This is a genomic window from Archangium sp. Cb G35 (assembly GCF_001896145.1).
Lineage (GTDB): Bacteria > Myxococcota > Myxococcia > Myxococcales > Myxococcaceae > Archangium > Archangium violaceum.
Genome location: NZ_MPOI01000001.1, coordinates 110076 through 126615 on the forward strand (window position 1 = coordinate 110076; position 16540 = coordinate 126615).

The 16540-nt window shown below is 69.5% G+C and carries 12 protein-coding genes; 10 read left to right on the forward strand and 2 right to left on the reverse strand.

Translation table 11 applies throughout. The annotated features are described in order from the left end of the window. Positions 1-214 precede the first annotated feature (214 nt). Positions 215-4363 (forward strand): protein kinase, encoded by a 4149-nt coding sequence (locus BO221_RS00470; protein WP_073558368.1) that lies wholly within the window; start codon positions 215-217, stop codon positions 4361-4363. On the opposite strand, the gene BO221_RS00475 is transcribed toward BO221_RS00470, so the two are convergent. After that, positions 4305-5111, reverse strand: coding sequence for an MOSC domain-containing protein (locus BO221_RS00475; RefSeq protein ID WP_073558369.1), 807 nt, complete (start codon positions 5109-5111; stop codon positions 4305-4307). The two genes, BO221_RS00470 and BO221_RS00475, sit on opposite strands and share 59 nt — an antisense overlap. Before the next feature lie 279 nt (positions 5112-5390). Between BO221_RS00475 and BO221_RS00480 the strand changes: the two genes are divergently transcribed. Genes BO221_RS00480 through cysI form a run of 8 tightly spaced genes read left to right on the forward strand, consistent with a single transcriptional unit; the run spans position 5391 to position 14564 of the window. After that, entirely contained in the window at positions 5391-6128 is a 738-nt protein-coding gene (locus BO221_RS00480; protein ID WP_073558370.1) for a phosphoadenylyl-sulfate reductase, read from the forward strand. 21 nt (positions 6129-6149) lie between these two features. Next, positions 6150-7013, forward strand: coding sequence for a sulfite exporter TauE/SafE family protein (locus BO221_RS00485; protein ID WP_073558371.1), 864 nt, complete (start codon positions 6150-6152; stop codon positions 7011-7013). Next, the gene (locus BO221_RS00490) at positions 7010-7651 is read left to right on the forward strand and encodes a bifunctional precorrin-2 dehydrogenase/sirohydrochlorin ferrochelatase (RefSeq protein WP_073558372.1); all 642 of its coding nucleotides are present in this window, start codon (positions 7010-7012) and stop codon (positions 7649-7651) included. Before BO221_RS00485 ends, BO221_RS00490 begins: the two co-directional genes overlap by 4 nt. Next, positions 7648-8448, forward strand: a complete 801-nt coding sequence (gene cobA / locus BO221_RS00495; RefSeq protein ID WP_073558373.1) for a uroporphyrinogen-III C-methyltransferase — start codon at positions 7648-7650, stop codon at positions 8446-8448. The genes BO221_RS00490 and cobA overlap by 4 nt, the downstream gene beginning before the upstream one ends. Continuing rightward, positions 8441-9358: a sulfate adenylyltransferase subunit CysD gene (gene cysD, locus BO221_RS00500; RefSeq protein ID WP_073558374.1), complete on the forward strand. Its 918-nt coding sequence runs from the start codon at positions 8441-8443 to the stop codon at positions 9356-9358. The genes cobA and cysD overlap by 8 nt, the downstream gene beginning before the upstream one ends. Beyond that, positions 9358-11016, forward strand: coding sequence for a GTP-binding protein (locus tag BO221_RS00505; protein WP_073558375.1), 1659 nt, complete (start codon positions 9358-9360; stop codon positions 11014-11016). Before cysD ends, BO221_RS00505 begins: the two co-directional genes overlap by 1 nt. After that, positions 11013-12839 carry an assimilatory sulfite reductase (NADPH) flavoprotein subunit gene (locus BO221_RS00510; RefSeq protein ID WP_083680600.1) on the forward strand — a complete coding sequence of 609 codons (1827 nt, stop codon included), beginning with the start codon at positions 11013-11015 and terminating at the stop codon, positions 12837-12839. Before BO221_RS00505 ends, BO221_RS00510 begins: the two co-directional genes overlap by 4 nt. A gap of 12 nt (positions 12840-12851) precedes the next feature. Beyond that, entirely contained in the window at positions 12852-14564 is a 1713-nt protein-coding gene (cysI, locus tag BO221_RS00515) for an assimilatory sulfite reductase (NADPH) hemoprotein subunit (protein ID WP_073558376.1), read from the forward strand. 59 nt (positions 14565-14623) lie between these two features. On the opposite strand, the gene BO221_RS00520 is transcribed toward cysI, so the two are convergent. Beyond that, entirely contained in the window at positions 14624-14875 is a 252-nt protein-coding gene (locus tag BO221_RS00520; RefSeq protein ID WP_073558377.1) for a hypothetical protein, read from the reverse strand. A gap of 502 nt (positions 14876-15377) precedes the next feature. Between BO221_RS00520 and BO221_RS00525 the strand changes: the two genes are divergently transcribed. Then, entirely contained in the window at positions 15378-16514 is a 1137-nt protein-coding gene (locus tag BO221_RS00525; RefSeq protein WP_233165559.1) for a DUF1624 domain-containing protein, read from the forward strand. The last annotated feature ends 26 nt before the right edge of the window (positions 16515-16540 follow it).

Genomic DNA, 16540 nt, shown 5'->3' on the forward strand with positions numbered 1-16540 from the left:
ACAGCACGCGCCGTGCCAGCGCTCCGGCTCCACGTGCTGGCCTCGAATCCGAGGGAAACGAGCGCCCGGAGACAGGCGGGTCTTCGTGAGGGCGCGTAATTCTTTCAGCCCCCTCTGGAAGCGGGCACTCGACTGCCCCGGCGTCGCCGATTTCACGCCCCGGCGCCGGGGTTACCCATGAGGAGGGTTGCTACCCGGGCCCGGGGGACGCGCGATGCACGAGGCGGAGAACCAGGAGGGGGAGCAAGCGAACGAGCCCCCATCCGGTGACTTCCCTCCGGAGGAGGAGGACTTCAAGGACTCCTTCCTGTCCGAGGTGGCCCGGGCGGAGACTCCGCTCCGTGTTCCGCTGCCCGGCACCCGGATGGGCGGGTGGGATGGGAAGCGGTTCGAGATCCTCCAAGAGTTGGGCGGCGGCGCGATGGGACAGGTCTTCCGCGCCCGGGATTGCGAGCTGCGGCGCGAGGTGGCCCTCAAGTTCCTGCTGCCCCGGAACGCGCTGGGCGGACCACTGCCGGGTTCTCCGCTGTGGGAGGAGGCTCGGGCCATTGCACGGCTCGATCACGAGAACATCGTCCGTCTCTTCGACGTCTCCGAGTGGAGTGGTGCTCCCTGGGAGCCTCGCGTGCCCTTCCTGGTGATGGAACTGCTCGAGGGCGAGTCCCTGGCCTCGCTGCTGCGGCGCGAGCGGCCTGGGCTGCGGCGGACGCTGGAGATCCTGGGCGCCGTGGCCGCGGGTCTGGCGCACGCCCATGCGAACCACCTCATCCACCGCGACCTCAAGCCGAGCAACGTGCTCGTCACCCGCGAGGGCAGGGTGAAGCTGCTCGACTTCGGCCTGGCGCACCTCATGTCAGGCGAGTCCCCGCTCGTTCCCCATCTGCCCACGGCCGGAACGCCCGCGTACATGGCTCCGGAGCAGTGGCGGGGCGAAGAGCAGGACGCGCGGACCGATCTCTGGGCGGCGGGGGTCATGCTGTACGAGTTGCTCAGCGGCGAGCTGCCCTATCCGTTCACATCGCTCCAGGAGTTGCGCGAGCGGGTGACGTCTCCCGAGCTGGTGCCTTCCGTGCGCGAGCGCGTCCCGGAGCTGCCCGGGGAGGTGGACCAGCTCGTGTCCGCGCTGCTGGCCAAGGAGCCCGGGCGTCGTCTGGGCAGTGCGTCCGAGCTGCGTGCACGGCTGCTCCGGGTGGAGGAATCACTCGGGCCCTGGCGTGAGCTCCCGGCGCTCGTGGCCCCTCAGCGCCGGCAGGTCACCCTGGTGTCCTGCGGGCTCGTCATTCCCTCCGGAGACCGGGAGCGGCTCGATCCCGAGGACACCGGCGAGCTCCAGGCGGCCTTTCAACGGTGGTGTGCGGAGGTCTTCCACCGGTACGACGGAGTCCTCGCCTTGTCCGTGGGGGATGAGGTGCTGGCCTGCTTCGGCTATCCCACGGCCCGGGAGGATGACTCGGAGCGGGCGGTGCGCGCGGGGCTCCAGCTGGCACGGGAGCGCCCCACACAAGGGCCGTGGGCGTCGCACCCCGGGCTCACGGTGGAGGTGGGCATCCATACGGAGGCCGTGGTGTTCGATGCGCTCGCCTCGGAGGGGCTGGGACCGTTGCCCACCATGCAGGGGGGAGCTCCACGAGTGGCGGCCGGATTGGCGCGGAGGGCCGGGCCCGGTGGGGTGCTGCTCAGCGCGACCACGTGGACGCTCGTGCGGGGCGCCTTCGAGACCGAGCCACCCGGTCCCCATCCGGAGGAGGCGTACCGGGTGGTGCGCGAGAGGAGGGCGGTCTCCCGCTTCGAGCGGGCGCTCTCGGCTGGAGGGCTCACTCCACTGGTGGGGCGCGAACACGAGCTGGAGTGTCTGTGGGGCCTCTGGGAGCGGGCGCGGGGGTCCACGGTCCTGCTCAGCGGCGAGGCGGGTATGGGCAAGTCCCGCCTCGTCCAGGAACTGCGTGAGCGGGTGTCTCCGGAGTCGAGCCACCTCCTGGTCGGCCAGTGCTGGGCGCCCTTGCACCAGAGCGCCTTCCATCCCGTCGTCGAGCTGCTGCGGCGCTTCTTCCAGCTCGGACCGGAGGGGCTCTCGCAGCCCGGGATGCGCGCGGTGGAGGCGCGGTTGGAAGGGCTCGGTGTGCCTCGGGAGCACGGACAGCAGATCTTCCCGCTGCTCGCCTCGCCCGAGGCCATGGGGCCTTCCGCCCTGCTGAAGGCGCTGCAGCACCAGAAGGAGCGCAAGCGCAAGGTGCTCGAGGCCCTGAAGCTCCTGTTCCTGCGGGTGGCTGGGGAGCGGCCGGTGCTGTGCGTCATCGAGGATCTGCATTGGGCCGATCCCTCCACGTTGGAGCTGCTCGGCCTCCTGAAAGAGGACGTCGCGGCGGCGGGGTTCCTCCTCGTCCTCACGGCCCGCCCCGGGTTCCAGCCGTCCTGGCCGTCAGGCCCGGGCTTCCATCGGCTCGTGCTCGACCGGCTGCCAGCGGAGTCCGCGGCGGCCCTGGTGCGGGAGGCCGCTCATGGCACGCACCTGCCGGAGGAGACGGTCCAGCAGCTCGTGGCGAAGACGGACGGCATCCCGCTCTTCGTGGAGGAGATGACGCGCATGGTGCTCGAGCGGTCCTTCACGGGCACGCTGTCCACCATCCCCGTCACCCTGCACGAGCTGCTGTTGGCCCGCCTGGACGCGCTCCCTCCCCGTCGCAAGACGCTGGCACAGCTCTGCGCCGTGGCCGGGCGCGAGTTCATCCGTCCCCTGCTCGTGCGTCTTCTGGCCCGTGACGAGGCCACGCTGCGGGAGGATCTCCAGGGGCTCGTCTCGGCGGGGCTGCTGCAACGCAAGGGGGAGGAGTCTGGCGTGGAGGCGTACCAGTTCCGCCATGCCCTCATCCAGGAGGCGGCCTATCAGTCCCTCCCGCGAGGACTGCGGAGGCAGCACCACCAGCGTGTGGCCCAGGCCCTGGTGGAGGGCTTCCAGGACATGGTGGACACGCGGCCCGAGGTTCTCGCGCATCACTACACGGAAGCGGGGGAGTCCGCGCTGGCCATCCACCAGTGGGAGCTCGCCGCGAAGCTCGCCCTCCATCGTTCCGCCAGCCTGGAGGCGGGCTCCCATTTGACGCAGGCGCTGACGCTGGTGCGGAGCCTCCCGGCTGGGGCGAAGCGGGCCGAGGTCGAGATGCGTTTGCTCAGCAACCTCGGTACCTTGTTGATGCGCACCCAGGGGTACGGCTCACCCGAGGTGGCGCGGGCCTATACGCGCGCGGTGGAGCTGCTCCAGGAGGACGGGGATGCGCTTCCGGCGCTCGTGCTGTCCATGGGGGTGAGTGCCTACTTCATCGAGAGCGCGCGGTTCGAGAACGCATACGCATTGACCCACCGGCTGTTGGAGCTGGGCCAGCGGCAGCGGGAGCCGAGGCTGATGGCTCAAGGCTACCGCTTGTTGTCGATCCTCTGTTTCTACGAAGGAGCGCTCGACAAGGCGCTGGAGCACCGGGAACAGGCGGTGCGGCTCATGGAGCCCCGCCCGGCCGCGCCACGAGCCCTGAAGGATTCCATCTCGGTCGATGAGTGGATGGATGATCTGTCGATCCCCTGTTTCGTCCACCTGTTGCAGGCGCGGCCCGAGCTCTCCCAGCGCTTCAGTCAGGAGATGCTCGAGCTGATTCGCGGTCCAGGCCCCTCGGCCCGGGGAGCGGCGCTGGTCTTTCTGTCCGCGGCCTGCCAGCTCCGCGGCGAGGTGGCGTGCGCCCTGCGGTGGGCCGAGGAGGGCATGGCTGTTGCCACTGGAATGGTGTTCCAACCCCTGCTGGCCTTCACCGGTGCGCTGCGCGGATGGGCGCTCTGCAAGCTCGGGCAGACACGGGAAGGAGCCGAGGCCCTGCTCCATGGCATGGAGCTGATGCGGGAGCTGGGCGCCAGGGTCTTGCTGCCCTACTACCTCTACCTGCTCGCGGACGTGTGCGTCCTGTTGGGGCGGGTGGAGCAAGGGCTGGCCGCGGCGGGTGAGGCGTTGGCGCTCATCGAGGAGACAGGGGTGCGTGTGTTCGAGGCCGAGCTGCACCGGCTCCAGGGAGCGCTGCTCCGAATGGCCGGAAGGGAAGGGGACGCCATGCGCAGCCTGCTCCGGGCCGCGGTCGTCGCCCACCGTCAGCGGGCCTGGCTCTTCGAGCTGCGAGCACGAGTGGCCCTGGCACGCCAGCTCCGGGACACGGGACACCCGGAGGCGGCACGGCGCGGGCTGGAGCGAATGTGCGGCCGGGTCGCTCCGGACCTGGAGCTGGCGGAGCTCCAGGAGGCCCGGGCCCTGCTCGGCTCGCTCCGGCCTACTCCAGGATCTCCACCGCATCCCCCACGCGAATCTCCCCCGGGCGACGCACGATGACGTTCTGGCCGAACATCACGCCCTTGCTGGGGCCGCTGCGCCTGTACGTGGCGAGCGTGCGCAGGGGCTCCTGCTGGGGATCGGCGCGGGCCGTCTCCGGATCCACCGTGGTGAAGACGCAGCGGGCGCAGGGCTTGACCCCGGCCAGCTCCACGGTGCCGATGCGCAGCCGCTTCCACCCGTCCTCGGCGAAGGCCTCGCAGCCGTCCACCACGAGGTTGGGACGGAAGCGGCTCATCGGCACGGGCTGGGCCAGCCGCTGATTGAGGTCCGCCAGCGAGGCCTGGGAGATGAGCAGCAAGGGGAAGCCATCGGCGAAGCCGACACGGTCCTCCGGGGCGGCGTACTTCGGATCCACCGGGCGCTGCATGCGCTCGTCCACGTACACGAGCCGCGTGGGCTCACCGAGGTACTCGGAGAGCCACCGGTCCGCGTTCTCATGGGCGCGGGCGGCCGAGCAGGTGTCATCCCAGACGGTGACGTCGAGGCGGGGCGCACCGGCGGGAGGCAGGGGCACCTCGAGCTCCGGCATGCCCGGGGCGGACAGGTGCAGCCCCGAGGGCCCCGGCACGGCGCGCACGAGCACCAGGGCGGGCAGCTCGCGTCCGGTCATGAAGGAGCCATCCGGGCGGACCGCCATCCACCGGCGATCATATTGGAGCCCGAGCGGCTCCACGGTGGCGCGGGTCAACGGCAGACCCGCGCACGACTTGAGGGGATACAGGGTGATGGAGGTCAGGGTCGGCACGAGGCCTGTTCTGCCCTATCCCTGCTTGGACTGCATCCTTGCTCCACCGGGTCAACCCGGCACGGAAGCGTCCGGGGAGGCGGGCCCGGGTGGCATCCGCAATATTGGCACACTGTCCACCTTGACGGATGGAAGTCATCGGCGTTACTAGTGTCCACACGATGAAGCTCCACCCCCTGCGCGCCAGGGAGGTGCCGGGCGAATTGCTTCTCCACCCCCCCGTTGGTGTGGCCCGCCCTCATGAGAGGTGACGGGCCGTTTTCGTTGCAGGGAATCTCCATGTCCCAGTCCTCAGCCCTATCCCTTGCTCTGTCCCAGGATGAGCTGCGCGCCACGGCGGAGCAGTTGCTCGAGGCGCCCGCCGAGGCGGTGCTCGCGTGGGTGGAGCAGCGCTTCGGCTCGCGCGCGGCCATCGCCTCCAGCTTCGGCGTGGAGGACATGGTGCTCATCGACCTGGCCCGCACGCACGCTCCGAGCGTGCGCCTGTTCACGCTGGATACGGGCCGGTTGCCGCCGGAGACGTACGAGGTGATGGACGTGGTGCGCCGCCGCTACGGTGTGGAGATCGAGACGTACTTCCCGGAGCGGGCGCGGGTGGAGGCGCTGGAGTCCGCCAAGGGGTACTTCTCGTTCAAGCAGAGCATCGAGGAGCGCAAGGAGTGCTGCGGCATCCGCAAGGTGGAGCCGCTGCGGCGCGCGCTGGCGGGGCGGGAGGCGTGGGTGACGGGGCTGCGCCGCGAGCAGTCCGTTACCCGCACCGAGGTCCAGGCGGTCTCGGCGGATGCGGATCATGGCCTCATCAAGGTGAACCCGCTGGTGCGGTGGAGCAGCAAGGACGTGTGGGCGTACGTGAAGGCCAACGGCGTGCCCTACAACGTGCTGCACGACCGGGGCTACCCGTCCATCGGGTGCGCGCCGTGCACGCGCGCGGTGAAGCCCTACGAGGACGAGCGCGCCGGCCGCTGGTGGTGGGAGTCCCCCGAGAACCGCGAGTGCGGACTGCACGTCCGCCGCTAACCCCAGGCTCGAGGAGAGGCCATGCCTTCCTTTACTCCAGCGGAGCTCGCCCTGTTCCTGACCGCCCTGGTGGCGGCCGTGGTCAATGGCGCCCTGGGCTACGGGTTCTCGTCCATCACCGTGCCGGTGGCGCTGGGGTTCGTGGCCAACCGGGTGCTCAACCCCGCGCTGGTGCTGCTGGAGGTCGTGCTCAACCTCGTCTCGCTGTTCCTCAACCGGCGGGCGCTCCCGGCGGTCTGGCGGCGCATGCTGCCGCTGATCGGCGGCCTGGTGCCGGGCGTCATCCTCGGCGGGGTGTTCCTCACGGTGGTCGCGGCCGTGGCGCTCAAGGCGGCCACCTACGCTGTCCTGCTGCCGCTCATCCTGCTTCAGGCCGCGGGCGTGCGCTGGCCCATCCGTGACGAGCGCAAGGTGGGTGTCCCGTTCGGTCTGGGGCTCGGGGTGCTGTACTCGACCACCACCATCTCCGGTCCGCCGCTCGCCCTCCTGCTCAACAACCAGGGACTGGCGCAGGACGAGTTCCGCGCGGCCATCGCTCTCATCCGCGTGGCAGAATCGAGCCTCACCCTGGTGACGTACCTCTTCCTCGGATTCTATGGCGCGCCGAGCCTGGGCCTCTTCTGGCTCCTCCTGCCCGCGGTCGCGCTCGGGCTGCCCCTGGGGCGTTTGCTGCTGCGGCGTGTCAGCAAGGAGGCCTTCCGGCGGTTGTGCATGGGCGTGGACGCGGCGCTCGTCAGCGTGGGTCTGGGCGTCGCGCTCCAGCAGCTGGGCTGGGTGGATCGCGCGGTGAGCTACGCGGTGTCGGCGGCGATCGGCGGCTTCATCGTGGGCTCCGCGTGGCAGCGGTTCCTCCTGCTGCGCAAGAGTCAGGTGGCGTCGTCGTGAGCGCGCACGTGGACTTCCCCGTCTGCCTCCGGCTGCGCGGCAAGCGGGTGCTGCTGGTGGGAGCTGGCAACATCGCCGAGGAGCGGAGCCAGCAGCTCGTCGACGCGGGCGCTGTGCTGCGCGTGGTGGCGCCCGCCGCCGGCCCGGCGATCCGCCGTCTCGCGGAAGAGGGCCGGCTGGAGCTGGCCGAGCGCCCCTACGCGGCCGGAGACGTGCGCGGGTACCACGTCGTGTTCGTGGCCACGGATGACAGGCGGGTGAGCGAGGCGGTGGCGGACGAGGCGCGTGCCCTGGGCATCTGGGTGAACGCGGCGGACATCCCGGAGCTGTGTGACTTCACGCTGCCCTCGGTGGGCCGGCGTGGCCCCATCGTGGTGGCGGTCTCCACCTCCGGACATGCGCCCGCGCTGGCCCGGCGGCTGCGTCAGCAGTTCGTGGAGCAGGTGGCGCCCGGGCACGTGCAGCTCGCGCGGTTGACGGGCTGGCTTCGCAAGCGGCTGCCCGCGGGCGCCGAGCGGATGCGGTTGCTGAAGCAGCTGGTGGAGGGCGAGGCCGGGGAGCTGCTGACGCGGGGTGAGCGCAAGGCCGCCTGGGTGCGGGTGCGCGCCGCGCTGGAGACGTTTGGAGAGAAGCAATGAGCAAGCAGGTCAACGGCAAGGTCTACCTGGTGGGCGCGGGGCCCGGAGATCCCGGTCTGCTGACGCTGCGAGCGGCCCAGCTGCTCGCGGGCGCGGACGCGGTGGTCTACGACCGGCTGATCCACCCGGACGTGTTGAAGCACGCCCGGCCTCGGGCGCGGCTGCTGTTCGTCGGCAAGGAGGGTGGGGGCGAGTCGGTGCGGCAGGAGGAGATCAACGCGCTGCTCGTCGCCCAGGCGCGGCTCGGCCGCTCGGTGGTGCGGCTGAAGGGGGGAGATCCCTTCGTCTTCGGCCGGGGCGGGGAGGAGGCCCTCGCGCTGGAGGAGGCGGGCATCGCCTACGAGGTGGTGCCGGGTGTCTCCAGCGGCGTGGCGGCTCCGGCGGCGGCGGGAATTCCCATCACCCACCGGGGCCTGTCGGGCTCGGTGACGTTCGCCACCGCGCACCGGGCCGGGAAGGCGCCGGACTGGGCGCACCTGGCCGGGTCGGAGACGCTCGTGCTGTTCATGACGGGCAGCCGGCTGGAGGAGGCGACGCTGGGGCTCATCGCCGCGGGACGTTCTCCCCATACCCCCACGGCCATCGTCGAGGCGGGGACGTGGGAGCACCAGCGGGTGCTCGAGGCTCCGCTCTCCTCCATCGCCGCGAAGGCCCGTGAGGCGTCTGTTGGCTCTCCCGCCATGTTGGTGGTGGGCGAAGTCGTTTCCCTGCGCTCCCAGCTCCGCTCGCTGGTCGAGTCGCGGCCCCTGGTATCCGAGCGCGAGCAGTTCCTGAAGGTGGAGGCTGGTCATGAGTGAAACCCTGTCCGCGCGGCTCTCGCATCTGGCGGTGCTCGAGGCGGAGAGCATCCACATCATCCGTGAGACGGCGGCCGAGTTCGCCAATCCGGTGATGCTCTACAGCATTGGCAAGGACTCGCAGGTGCTGCTGCATCTGGCGCGCAAGGCCTTCCATCCGGCGCCCCTGCCGTTCCCCCTGCTGCACGTGGACACCACGTGGAAGTTCCGGGAGATGTACCAGTTCCGTGACAGCTTCACGGCGAAGCACGGGCTGAAGCTGCTGGTGCACCAGAACAAGAAGGCGCTCGCCGAGGGCATCAACCCCTTCGACCATGGCAGCCAGAAGTACACGCACGCCATGAAGACGCAGTCGCTGCTGGAGGCGCTCTCGCTGCACGGCTTCGACGCGGCCTTCGGCGGTGCCCGGCGCGACGAGGAGAAGTCCCGCGCGAAGGAGCGCGTCTACTCGTTCCGCGACCGCCACGGCCAGTGGGAGCCGCGCAAGCAGCGGCCCGAGCTGTGGAACCTCTACAACGGCCGCATCGACGCGGGCGAGAGCATGCGCGTCTTCCCGCTCTCCAACTGGACCGAGCTGGATGTGTGGCACTACATCCTCAAGGAGCGCATCCCCGTGGTGCCGCTGTACTTCGCCGCCGAGCGCCCGGTGGTGGACCGCAAGGGCCAGTGGATCATGGTGGACGACGAGCGGATGCGGCTGCGTCCGGGCGAGAAGACCACGATGAAGCGCGTGCGCTTCCGCACGCTGGGCTGCTACCCGCTGAGCGGTGCGATCGAGTCCTCGGCCTCCAACGTCGAGGAGATCATCACCGAGATGATGGAGGCCCGCGTGTCCGAGCGGCAGGGCCGCCTCATCGACCACGACGAAGAAGGCTCGATGGAGCTCAAGAAGCGCGAGGGGTACTTCTAATGACCGCCGCATTGCAGCTGAACGACAAGGGTGACCTCCAGCGCTTCCTCGCCGAGCACTACGAGAAGGAGCTGCTGCGCCTGGTGGTGGTGGGCTCGGTGGATGACGGCAAGTCCACGCTGATCGGCCGGCTCCTGTACGAGTGCAACGGGCTGTTCGAGGATCAGGTGGCGGCGGTGAAGCGCGCCAGCGCGGGCGAGGAGATCGACTTCTCGCTCTTCACGGACGGACTGCGCGCCGAGCGCGAGCAGGGCATCACCATCGACGTGGCGTACCGCTATTTCTCCACGCGGCGGCGCAAGGTGATCGTCGCGGACACGCCGGGACACCTCCAGTACACGCGCAACATGGCCACCGGGGCGTCCACGGCGGACGCGGCCGTCATCCTGGTGGACGCGCGCCTGGGCATCCTCCCGCAGACGCGGCGCCACGCGTACATCGCCTCGCTGCTGGGCATTCCGTACCTCGCGGTGTCCGTCAACAAGATGGACCTGATGGACTTCGACCCGGCTGTCTACGAGCGGCTGTCGAAGGAGTTCGACGCGTTCGCCTCCACGCTCGGCTTCGAGCAGGTGCGCTACTTCCCGATCAGCGCGCGCGGCGGTGACAACATCACCCAGCCGAGTGCTCGCACGCCCTGGCATGACGGGGAGACGCTGCTCGGGTGGCTGGAGTCGCTGCCGCACCAGCGCCGGCTGGACGGAGCGCCCTTCCGCTTCCCCGTGCAGTACGTGCTGCGGCCCAACCTGGACTACCGCGGGTTCGCCGGGCAGATCGCCTCCGGCACGGTGCGCGTGGGCGACGAGGTCGTCGTCTTCCCCTCGAAGCGGCGCACGCACATCGCGGCCATCGACACCTTCGATGGGAGCCTCGGGGAGGCCAGCGCACCGTCCTCGGTGACGCTGCGGCTGGCGGACGAGGTGGATGTCAGCCGGGGAGACCTCATCGCCCATGCCGAGAAGGCACCGGTGGCGCTCCAGTACCTGGAGGCCGTGCTGGTGTGGTTCGGCGAGGAGCGCCTGGACACCTCGCGCCGCTACCTCGTGAAGCACACCTCCAAGTACGTGCCGGCCCACGTCGAGCAGGTGCTCTGGCGCAAGGACCTGGAGGCCCTCTCCGAGGTGCCCGCCGAGTCCCTGTCACTCAACGACATCGGCAAGGTCCGGCTCGTCTGCAAGCGGCCGCTCATCTGCGATCCGTACACGGAGAACCGCAAGACGGGCGCTTTCATCGTCGTGGATCCGCTCACCAACGACACGGTCGCGGCGGGCATGATCCTCGGCGCGGCGGGACAGGAGGGCGATCAGGAAGCGCAATCGCTCATCTCCGCCGAGGAGCGGCGCGCGCGTCTGGGGCAATCGGGCGCGGTCATCCTCCTGGCGGGCACCCCCGAGGTGCGGACGCTGGCGCCCCGGCTGGAGCGGGCGCTGTTCGACCAGGGCCGGCACGTGGTCACCGTCCAGGGCGACGCGGAGAACGCGCTCGCACTGGCCGAGGCCGGGCTGCTCGCCATCCTCTACACCCCCGTTCCGCAGGCGCGGCAGGGGCTGCGGGATCAGCTCCGCGGCGCCGGTGTCCCCTGGCTGGAGCTGGAGCCCACCCACGAGCTGGAGCGCCAGGTGAAGCAGATCCTGGACGCCCAGGAGAACCGGCCGTGACCTCTTCCGTGAACGCCTCCATTCCCGCCCTGGCGACACCGCTCGGCGCGGAGAAGAGCGCGCTGTTGCAGCGCCTCGTCGAGGGGCTCGATTCGCCGTCGCTCACGTGGCTGAGCGGCTATTTCGCCGGGCTCGCGGCCCGGCAACTCCCGGGTGCGCTCCCGGTCACCCAGCCCGCGGCGGCGGTGCAGGCCGCGCCCCAGGGGACGCTGACCATCGTCTATGGCACCCAGACGGGGAACAGCCGTCAACTGGCCGAGCGCCTGAAGCAGCGGGCCGAGGCCACCGGGCTCGCCGTGCGAAGCTTCCGCGCCAGCGACTACCCCGTGCGCGAGCTGAAGAACGAGCGGCTCCTGTACGTGGTGATCAGCACCCAGGGTGATGGAGATCCGCCGGACGACGCGCGCGGCTTCTTCGACTTCATCCGGGGCAAGCGCGCTCCGGCGCTCGGGCAGCTGCGGTTCGCGGTGCTGGGGCTGGGCGATTCGAGCTACCCCAAGTTCTGCGAGATCGGCCGCATCCTGGACGAGCGTTTCGCGGAGCTCGGGGGCACGCGGCTGTTCGCGCGCGCCGAGTGCGACGTGGACTTCGAGCCCGTGGCCGAGCCCTGGCTGGGCCAGGCCCTGGAGCACGCGAAGAAGGAGCTCGCGCCCGAGGCGGCATTGGCGACGGTCACGCCGCTGCGCACCGTGCAGGTGCCGCCCACCTTCAGCAAGGAGAACCCCTATCCGTCCCAGGTGCTGGCCAACCAGCGCATCACCGGGCGTGGGGCCCTCAAGGACGTCCGCCACCTGGAGCTGTCGCTGGAGGGCTCGGGCCTGACGTACGAGCCGGGCGATGCGCTCGGCGTGATTCCCCGGAATCCGCCGGAGCTGGTCGAGGCGATGCTCTCCGAGCTGCGGCTCGATGGCGCCGCCGAGGTGAAGCGCGAGGGGCGCGCTCTGCCACTGAAGCGCTGGCTCACGGAGGAGCTGGAGATCACCCGCCTGAGCCGTCCGTTCCTGGCGAGCCACGCCGAGCGCTCCAACCACGCGGAGCTGCGGCGCCTGCTCACGCCGGAGGGCGGTGAGGCCCTGCGTGCGCTGCTCAACAGCCATCAGGTGATCGATCTGCTCCGCCAATACCCCGGCAAGTGGAGCGCGGAGGAGCTGGTGGGTGGGTTGCGCCGCCTGACGCCGCGGCTCTACTCGATCGCCTCCAGCCAGAAGCGGGTAGGGGAGGAGGTCCACCTCACGCTGGGCCTGGTGGACTACGAGGCCTTCGGCACGCGCCACGTGGGAGCCGCCTCGAACTATCTGGCGACGCGAGAGGCGGGCCAGGACACGGTGGATGTCTTCATCGAGGCCAACGAGCGGTTCCGGCTCCCGAAGGATCCGAGCCGCGACATCATCATGGTGGGCCCTGGCACGGGCGTGGCGCCATTCCGAGCCTTCGTGCAGGAGCGCGCGGAGACGGGCGCGAGCGGCCGCAACTGGCTCTTCTTCGGCGAGCAGCACTTCCGCACCCAGTTCCTCTACCAGGTGGAGTGGCAGGAGGCGGTGAAGCAGGGGACGCTGCACCGGATCGACCTGGCGTTCTCGCGGGACCAGGGCCAGAAGGTCTACGTCCAGAACCGCCTGCGCGAGAAGGGGAGCGACGTCTACGCGTGGTTGGAGGGCGGTGCGTCCTTCTACGTCTGCGGCGATGCGAAGCGCATGGCGCCGGACGTGGAGGAAGCTCTCCTCGACATCATCGCGACCCACGGGGGCAAGAGCCGTGAGGACGCGAAGGCCTATCTCGATTCGCTGCGCGAGCAGCAGCGCTACCTGCGCGACGTCTACTGAGCGAGAGACACCATGAGCAGCAAGAATCCGACGACTCCGGCCCTTACCGAGGTGGAGCACATCAAGGCGCGCAGCCGGAACCTGCGAGGCACTCTGGCCGAGAGCCTCGCGGACCCGCTCACCGGCGCCATCGCTCCGGCCGACACCCAGCTCATCAAGTTCCACGGCAGCTACCAGCAGGACGATCGGGACATCCGCGAGGAGCGCCGGCAGCAGAAGCTGGAGCCGGCCTACAGCTTCATGATCCGCACCCGCCTGCCCGGCGGGGTGTGCACCCCGAAGCAATGGCTCGCCCTGGACGAGCTGGCGCGCACGTACGCCAACGGTACGCTGCGCATCACCACGCGCCAGGCCTTCCAGCTGCATGGAGTGCTCAAGGGGGACATGAAGAGCACCATGAAGGGGATGGAGGCGGTGCTGCTCGACAGCATCGCCGCGTGCGGAGACGTCAACCGCAACGTGATGTGCAACCCCAACCCGGTGGACTCTCGCGCGCACGAGGTGGTGCACCAGTGGACCATCCGCCTCTCCGAGCACCTGCTGCCGAAGACGCGGGCGTACTACGAGATCTGGCTGGACAAGGAGAAGGTGGCCGGCGGCGAGGAGGAGCCCATCTACGGCCCCACCTACCTGCCGCGGAAGTTCAAGGCGGGCATCACGGTGCCGCCGCTGAACGACGTGGACATCTTCTCGCAGGACCTGGGCTTCATCGCCATCATCGAGGGCGGGGAGCTGGTGGGCTTCAACGTGCTGGTGGGCGGAGGCATGGGCGCCACGCACGGTGAGGCGGCGACGTTCCCGCGGCTCGCGGACGTCATCGGCTTCATCCGCCCGGAGCAGATGCTGCACGTGGCGGAGAACGTGGTGATGGTGCAGCGAGACTACGGCGACCGCACCAGCCGCAAGCACGCGCGCCTGAAGTACACCATCGAGGATCGTGGCATCGCCTGGTTCGTCGCCGAGCTACAGAAGCGGCTGGGTTATCCGCTGGAGCCCGCGCGGCCGTTCGCGTTCGATCACAACGGGGACCGTTTCGGGTGGATCCAGGGCCACGATGGCCGGTGGAACCTGACGCTGCACATCGACAGCGGCCGGGTGGCGGATGCGGAGGGCCAGCGCTTCCTGACGGGCCTGCGGGAGATCGCCCGGCTGCACAAGGGAGACTTCAGGCTCACGCCCAACCAGAACCTGATCATCGCGGGCATTCCGCCGGAGGAGCGGCAGACCATCGAGAAGCTGGTCGAGACGTACGGCATCACGAGCTTCCGGAGCGCGAGCCCGCTGCGGCGTAACGCGCTGGCCTGCGTGGCGCTGCCGACGTGCGCCCTGGCCATGGCGGAGGCCGAGCGCTACATGCCGCGCGTGGCGGGCCTGCTGGAGGAGCGGCTGGCGGCGCACGGACTGGAGCAGGAGAACATCCTGCTGCGCATCACCGGGTGCCCGAATGGCTGCGCGCGGCCGTATCTGGCGGAGATCGCCCTGGTGGGGAAGGGGCCCGGCCGTTACAACCTCTTCCTCGGGGGCGATCAGCGGGGGCAACGGCTCAACCGCCTGTACCGCGAGAACGTGGACGAGGCCGGCATCCTGTCGGCGCTCGAGCCCCTGTTCGCCGCGTTCGCACGCGACCGTCAGCCCGGGGAAGGATTCGGTGACTTCACCGTGCGCACGGGCGTGGTGACCGCGCCTCCGGTCACCACGCGTCCAGTGCCCGCCGCCGCGGGCTGAGCATCCCGTGTCAGCGCCAGCACCTCAATGTGCTGGCGCAGTGCGAACAACCTGGCTGGCTAGGAGCACGGCGTGTTGCAGTAGTCGCAGCTGGGATAGTTGTTGATCATGCAGCTCTGGACGCACGCCAACGAGCCCTGGTTGGCCGGCCGGCAGGTCGGGGCGCACGGCGTGTTGCAGTAGTCGCAGCTGGGATAGTTGTTGATCATGCAGCTCTGGACGCACGCCAACGAGCCCTGGTCGGCCGGGCGGCAGGTCGGGAGACACTGCGTGTCGCAGTAGCCGCAGTTGGGATAGTAGCCGTTGACCATGCAATGCTGGGTGCATGCCAACCGGCCCATCTCGGGCGGCCGGCAGGTCGGGGGGCACGGCGTGGAGCAATAATCACAGCTGGGATAGTTGTTGAGCATGCAGTGCTGGGCGCAGGACAACGAGCCCTGGTCGGCCGGCCGGCAGGTCGGGGGCGGTTCCGAAGAAACGACGGATGAAGTGCTGACGTCGGACGTTGCCTCCTGGGCCTGCGCAAGGGGGAGGGCAACGGTGAAGACGGCAGCCAAGACAAACATTCCAAGACCACGAGGCAGACGCATCGGCAGCTCCAAATCCCCAGGGGGCATCCCTGGTGGGGGGGCGGGGAGCCTATCAATTCATGGGGTGGAGGGGGCGCCTCGCGGGGGGGAGCGGAGGCGTATCCGCCTTGACGTTGCGCATCAAAGGGGCGAGAGAGTGTCAACGGAAGCCTGGGTGATGGGACAAACGGAGGCCACTCCAGCGGCGGGTCAGCGGACGGAAGGTGCGGCTGCGGGAGGGCGCGTGCTGGCGGGACGGATCGTCGCCATCGACGCCTTGCGCGGTCTCGTCATGCTGCTGATGCTCGTCGATCACGCGCGTGAGTTCTTCTATCTGCACGCGCAGGTCGGCGATCCGGTGAACGTGGCGGCCACGCCGCCTGGCCTCTTCTTCACACGGCTCACCGCGCACCTCTGCGCGCCGGTGTTCGTCGCGCTGACCGGGCTTTCGGCATGGCTCTACGGTCAGCGCCGGGGTGGCAGGCGCGCCGCCTCCGAGTTCCTGCTGAAGCGCGGGTTGTTCCTCGTCCTGCTGGAGCTCACGCTCGTCAACTTCGCCTGGACGTTCTCGTTGACCCCACGGACCTATTACCTCCAGGTCATCTGGGCCATCGGGCTGTCGATGATCGCGCTGTCCGGTCTCCTGTGGCTGCCGAGGCCGGTGTTGATAGGCGTGGGCCTGGCCATCGTCTTCGGACACAACCTGCTCGATCCCATCGCGCTCGAAGCGGGGACGCCGGGAGCCACCCTGTGGGCGATCCTCCATGATCGCGCCTTCATCGAGTTGCCTTGGGGAGCCCGCGCACGCACGTCCTATCCGATCCTCCCGTGGATCGGAGTGATCGCGCTGGGCCATGGAGTGGGCCCCTGGTTCGCTGCTCAGCTCGGGCCGGCGGTCCGCCGGTTCAGGTTGTACGCCCTGGGTCTGGCGGCGTTGACGCTCTTCATCCTGCTGCGGATGGTCAATGTGTATGGCGAGCCCGTTCCCTGGGAGTCAGGCGCGACGCCGCTCCTCACCCTGATCTCCTTCCTGAACCTGACCAAATACCCTCCCTCGTTGGACTTCCTGCTGTTGACGCTGGGAGTGGGAGCGCTGCTTCTCGCGATGCTGGAGCGTCTGCCATTGGGACTCCAGACGCTTCTCTCCACCTTCGGCGCGGCCCCGCTGTTCTTCTATCTGGTTCACCTCTACCTGCTGCACGGCCTCAACAACGTGGCGCTTGCCCTTTTCGGTCCCAACCAGGGAGCGCTCTTCAGCGTCCCGAATGTGTTCTCGCTCTGGGTCCTGGCCGCGCTCGTATCGTTTCCGCTGTGGTTCGCCTGCCGCTGGTTCGTCGGACTCAAGTCGCGGACCCAGAGTGCCTGGATGAGCTACCTGTGAGCTGAGCCTGGGTGCTCTTCGCAGCC

Bases quoted from the DNA above. Each gene is read 5' to 3' on its own strand.
- BO221_RS00520 (WP_073558377.1), bottom strand. From the start codon at position 14,875: ATGGTCAACGGCTACTATCCCAACTGCGGCTACTGCGACACGCAGTGT.
- BO221_RS00485 (WP_073558371.1), top strand. From the start codon at position 6,150: ATGCCTTCCTTTACTCCAGCGGAGCTCGCCCTGTTCCTGACCGCCCTG.
- BO221_RS00480 (WP_073558370.1), top strand. From the start codon at position 5,391: ATGTCCCAGTCCTCAGCCCTATCCCTTGCTCTGTCCCAGGATGAGCTG.
- cysD (WP_073558374.1), top strand. From the start codon at position 8,441: ATGAGTGAAACCCTGTCCGCGCGGCTCTCGCATCTGGCGGTGCTCGAG.
- cobA (WP_073558373.1), top strand. From the start codon at position 7,648: ATGAGCAAGCAGGTCAACGGCAAGGTCTACCTGGTGGGCGCGGGGCCC.
- cysI (WP_073558376.1), top strand. From the start codon at position 12,852: ATGAGCAGCAAGAATCCGACGACTCCGGCCCTTACCGAGGTGGAGCAC.
- BO221_RS00470 (WP_073558368.1), top strand. From the start codon at position 215: ATGCACGAGGCGGAGAACCAGGAGGGGGAGCAAGCGAACGAGCCCCCA.
- BO221_RS00505 (WP_073558375.1), top strand. From the start codon at position 9,358: ATGACCGCCGCATTGCAGCTGAACGACAAGGGTGACCTCCAGCGCTTC.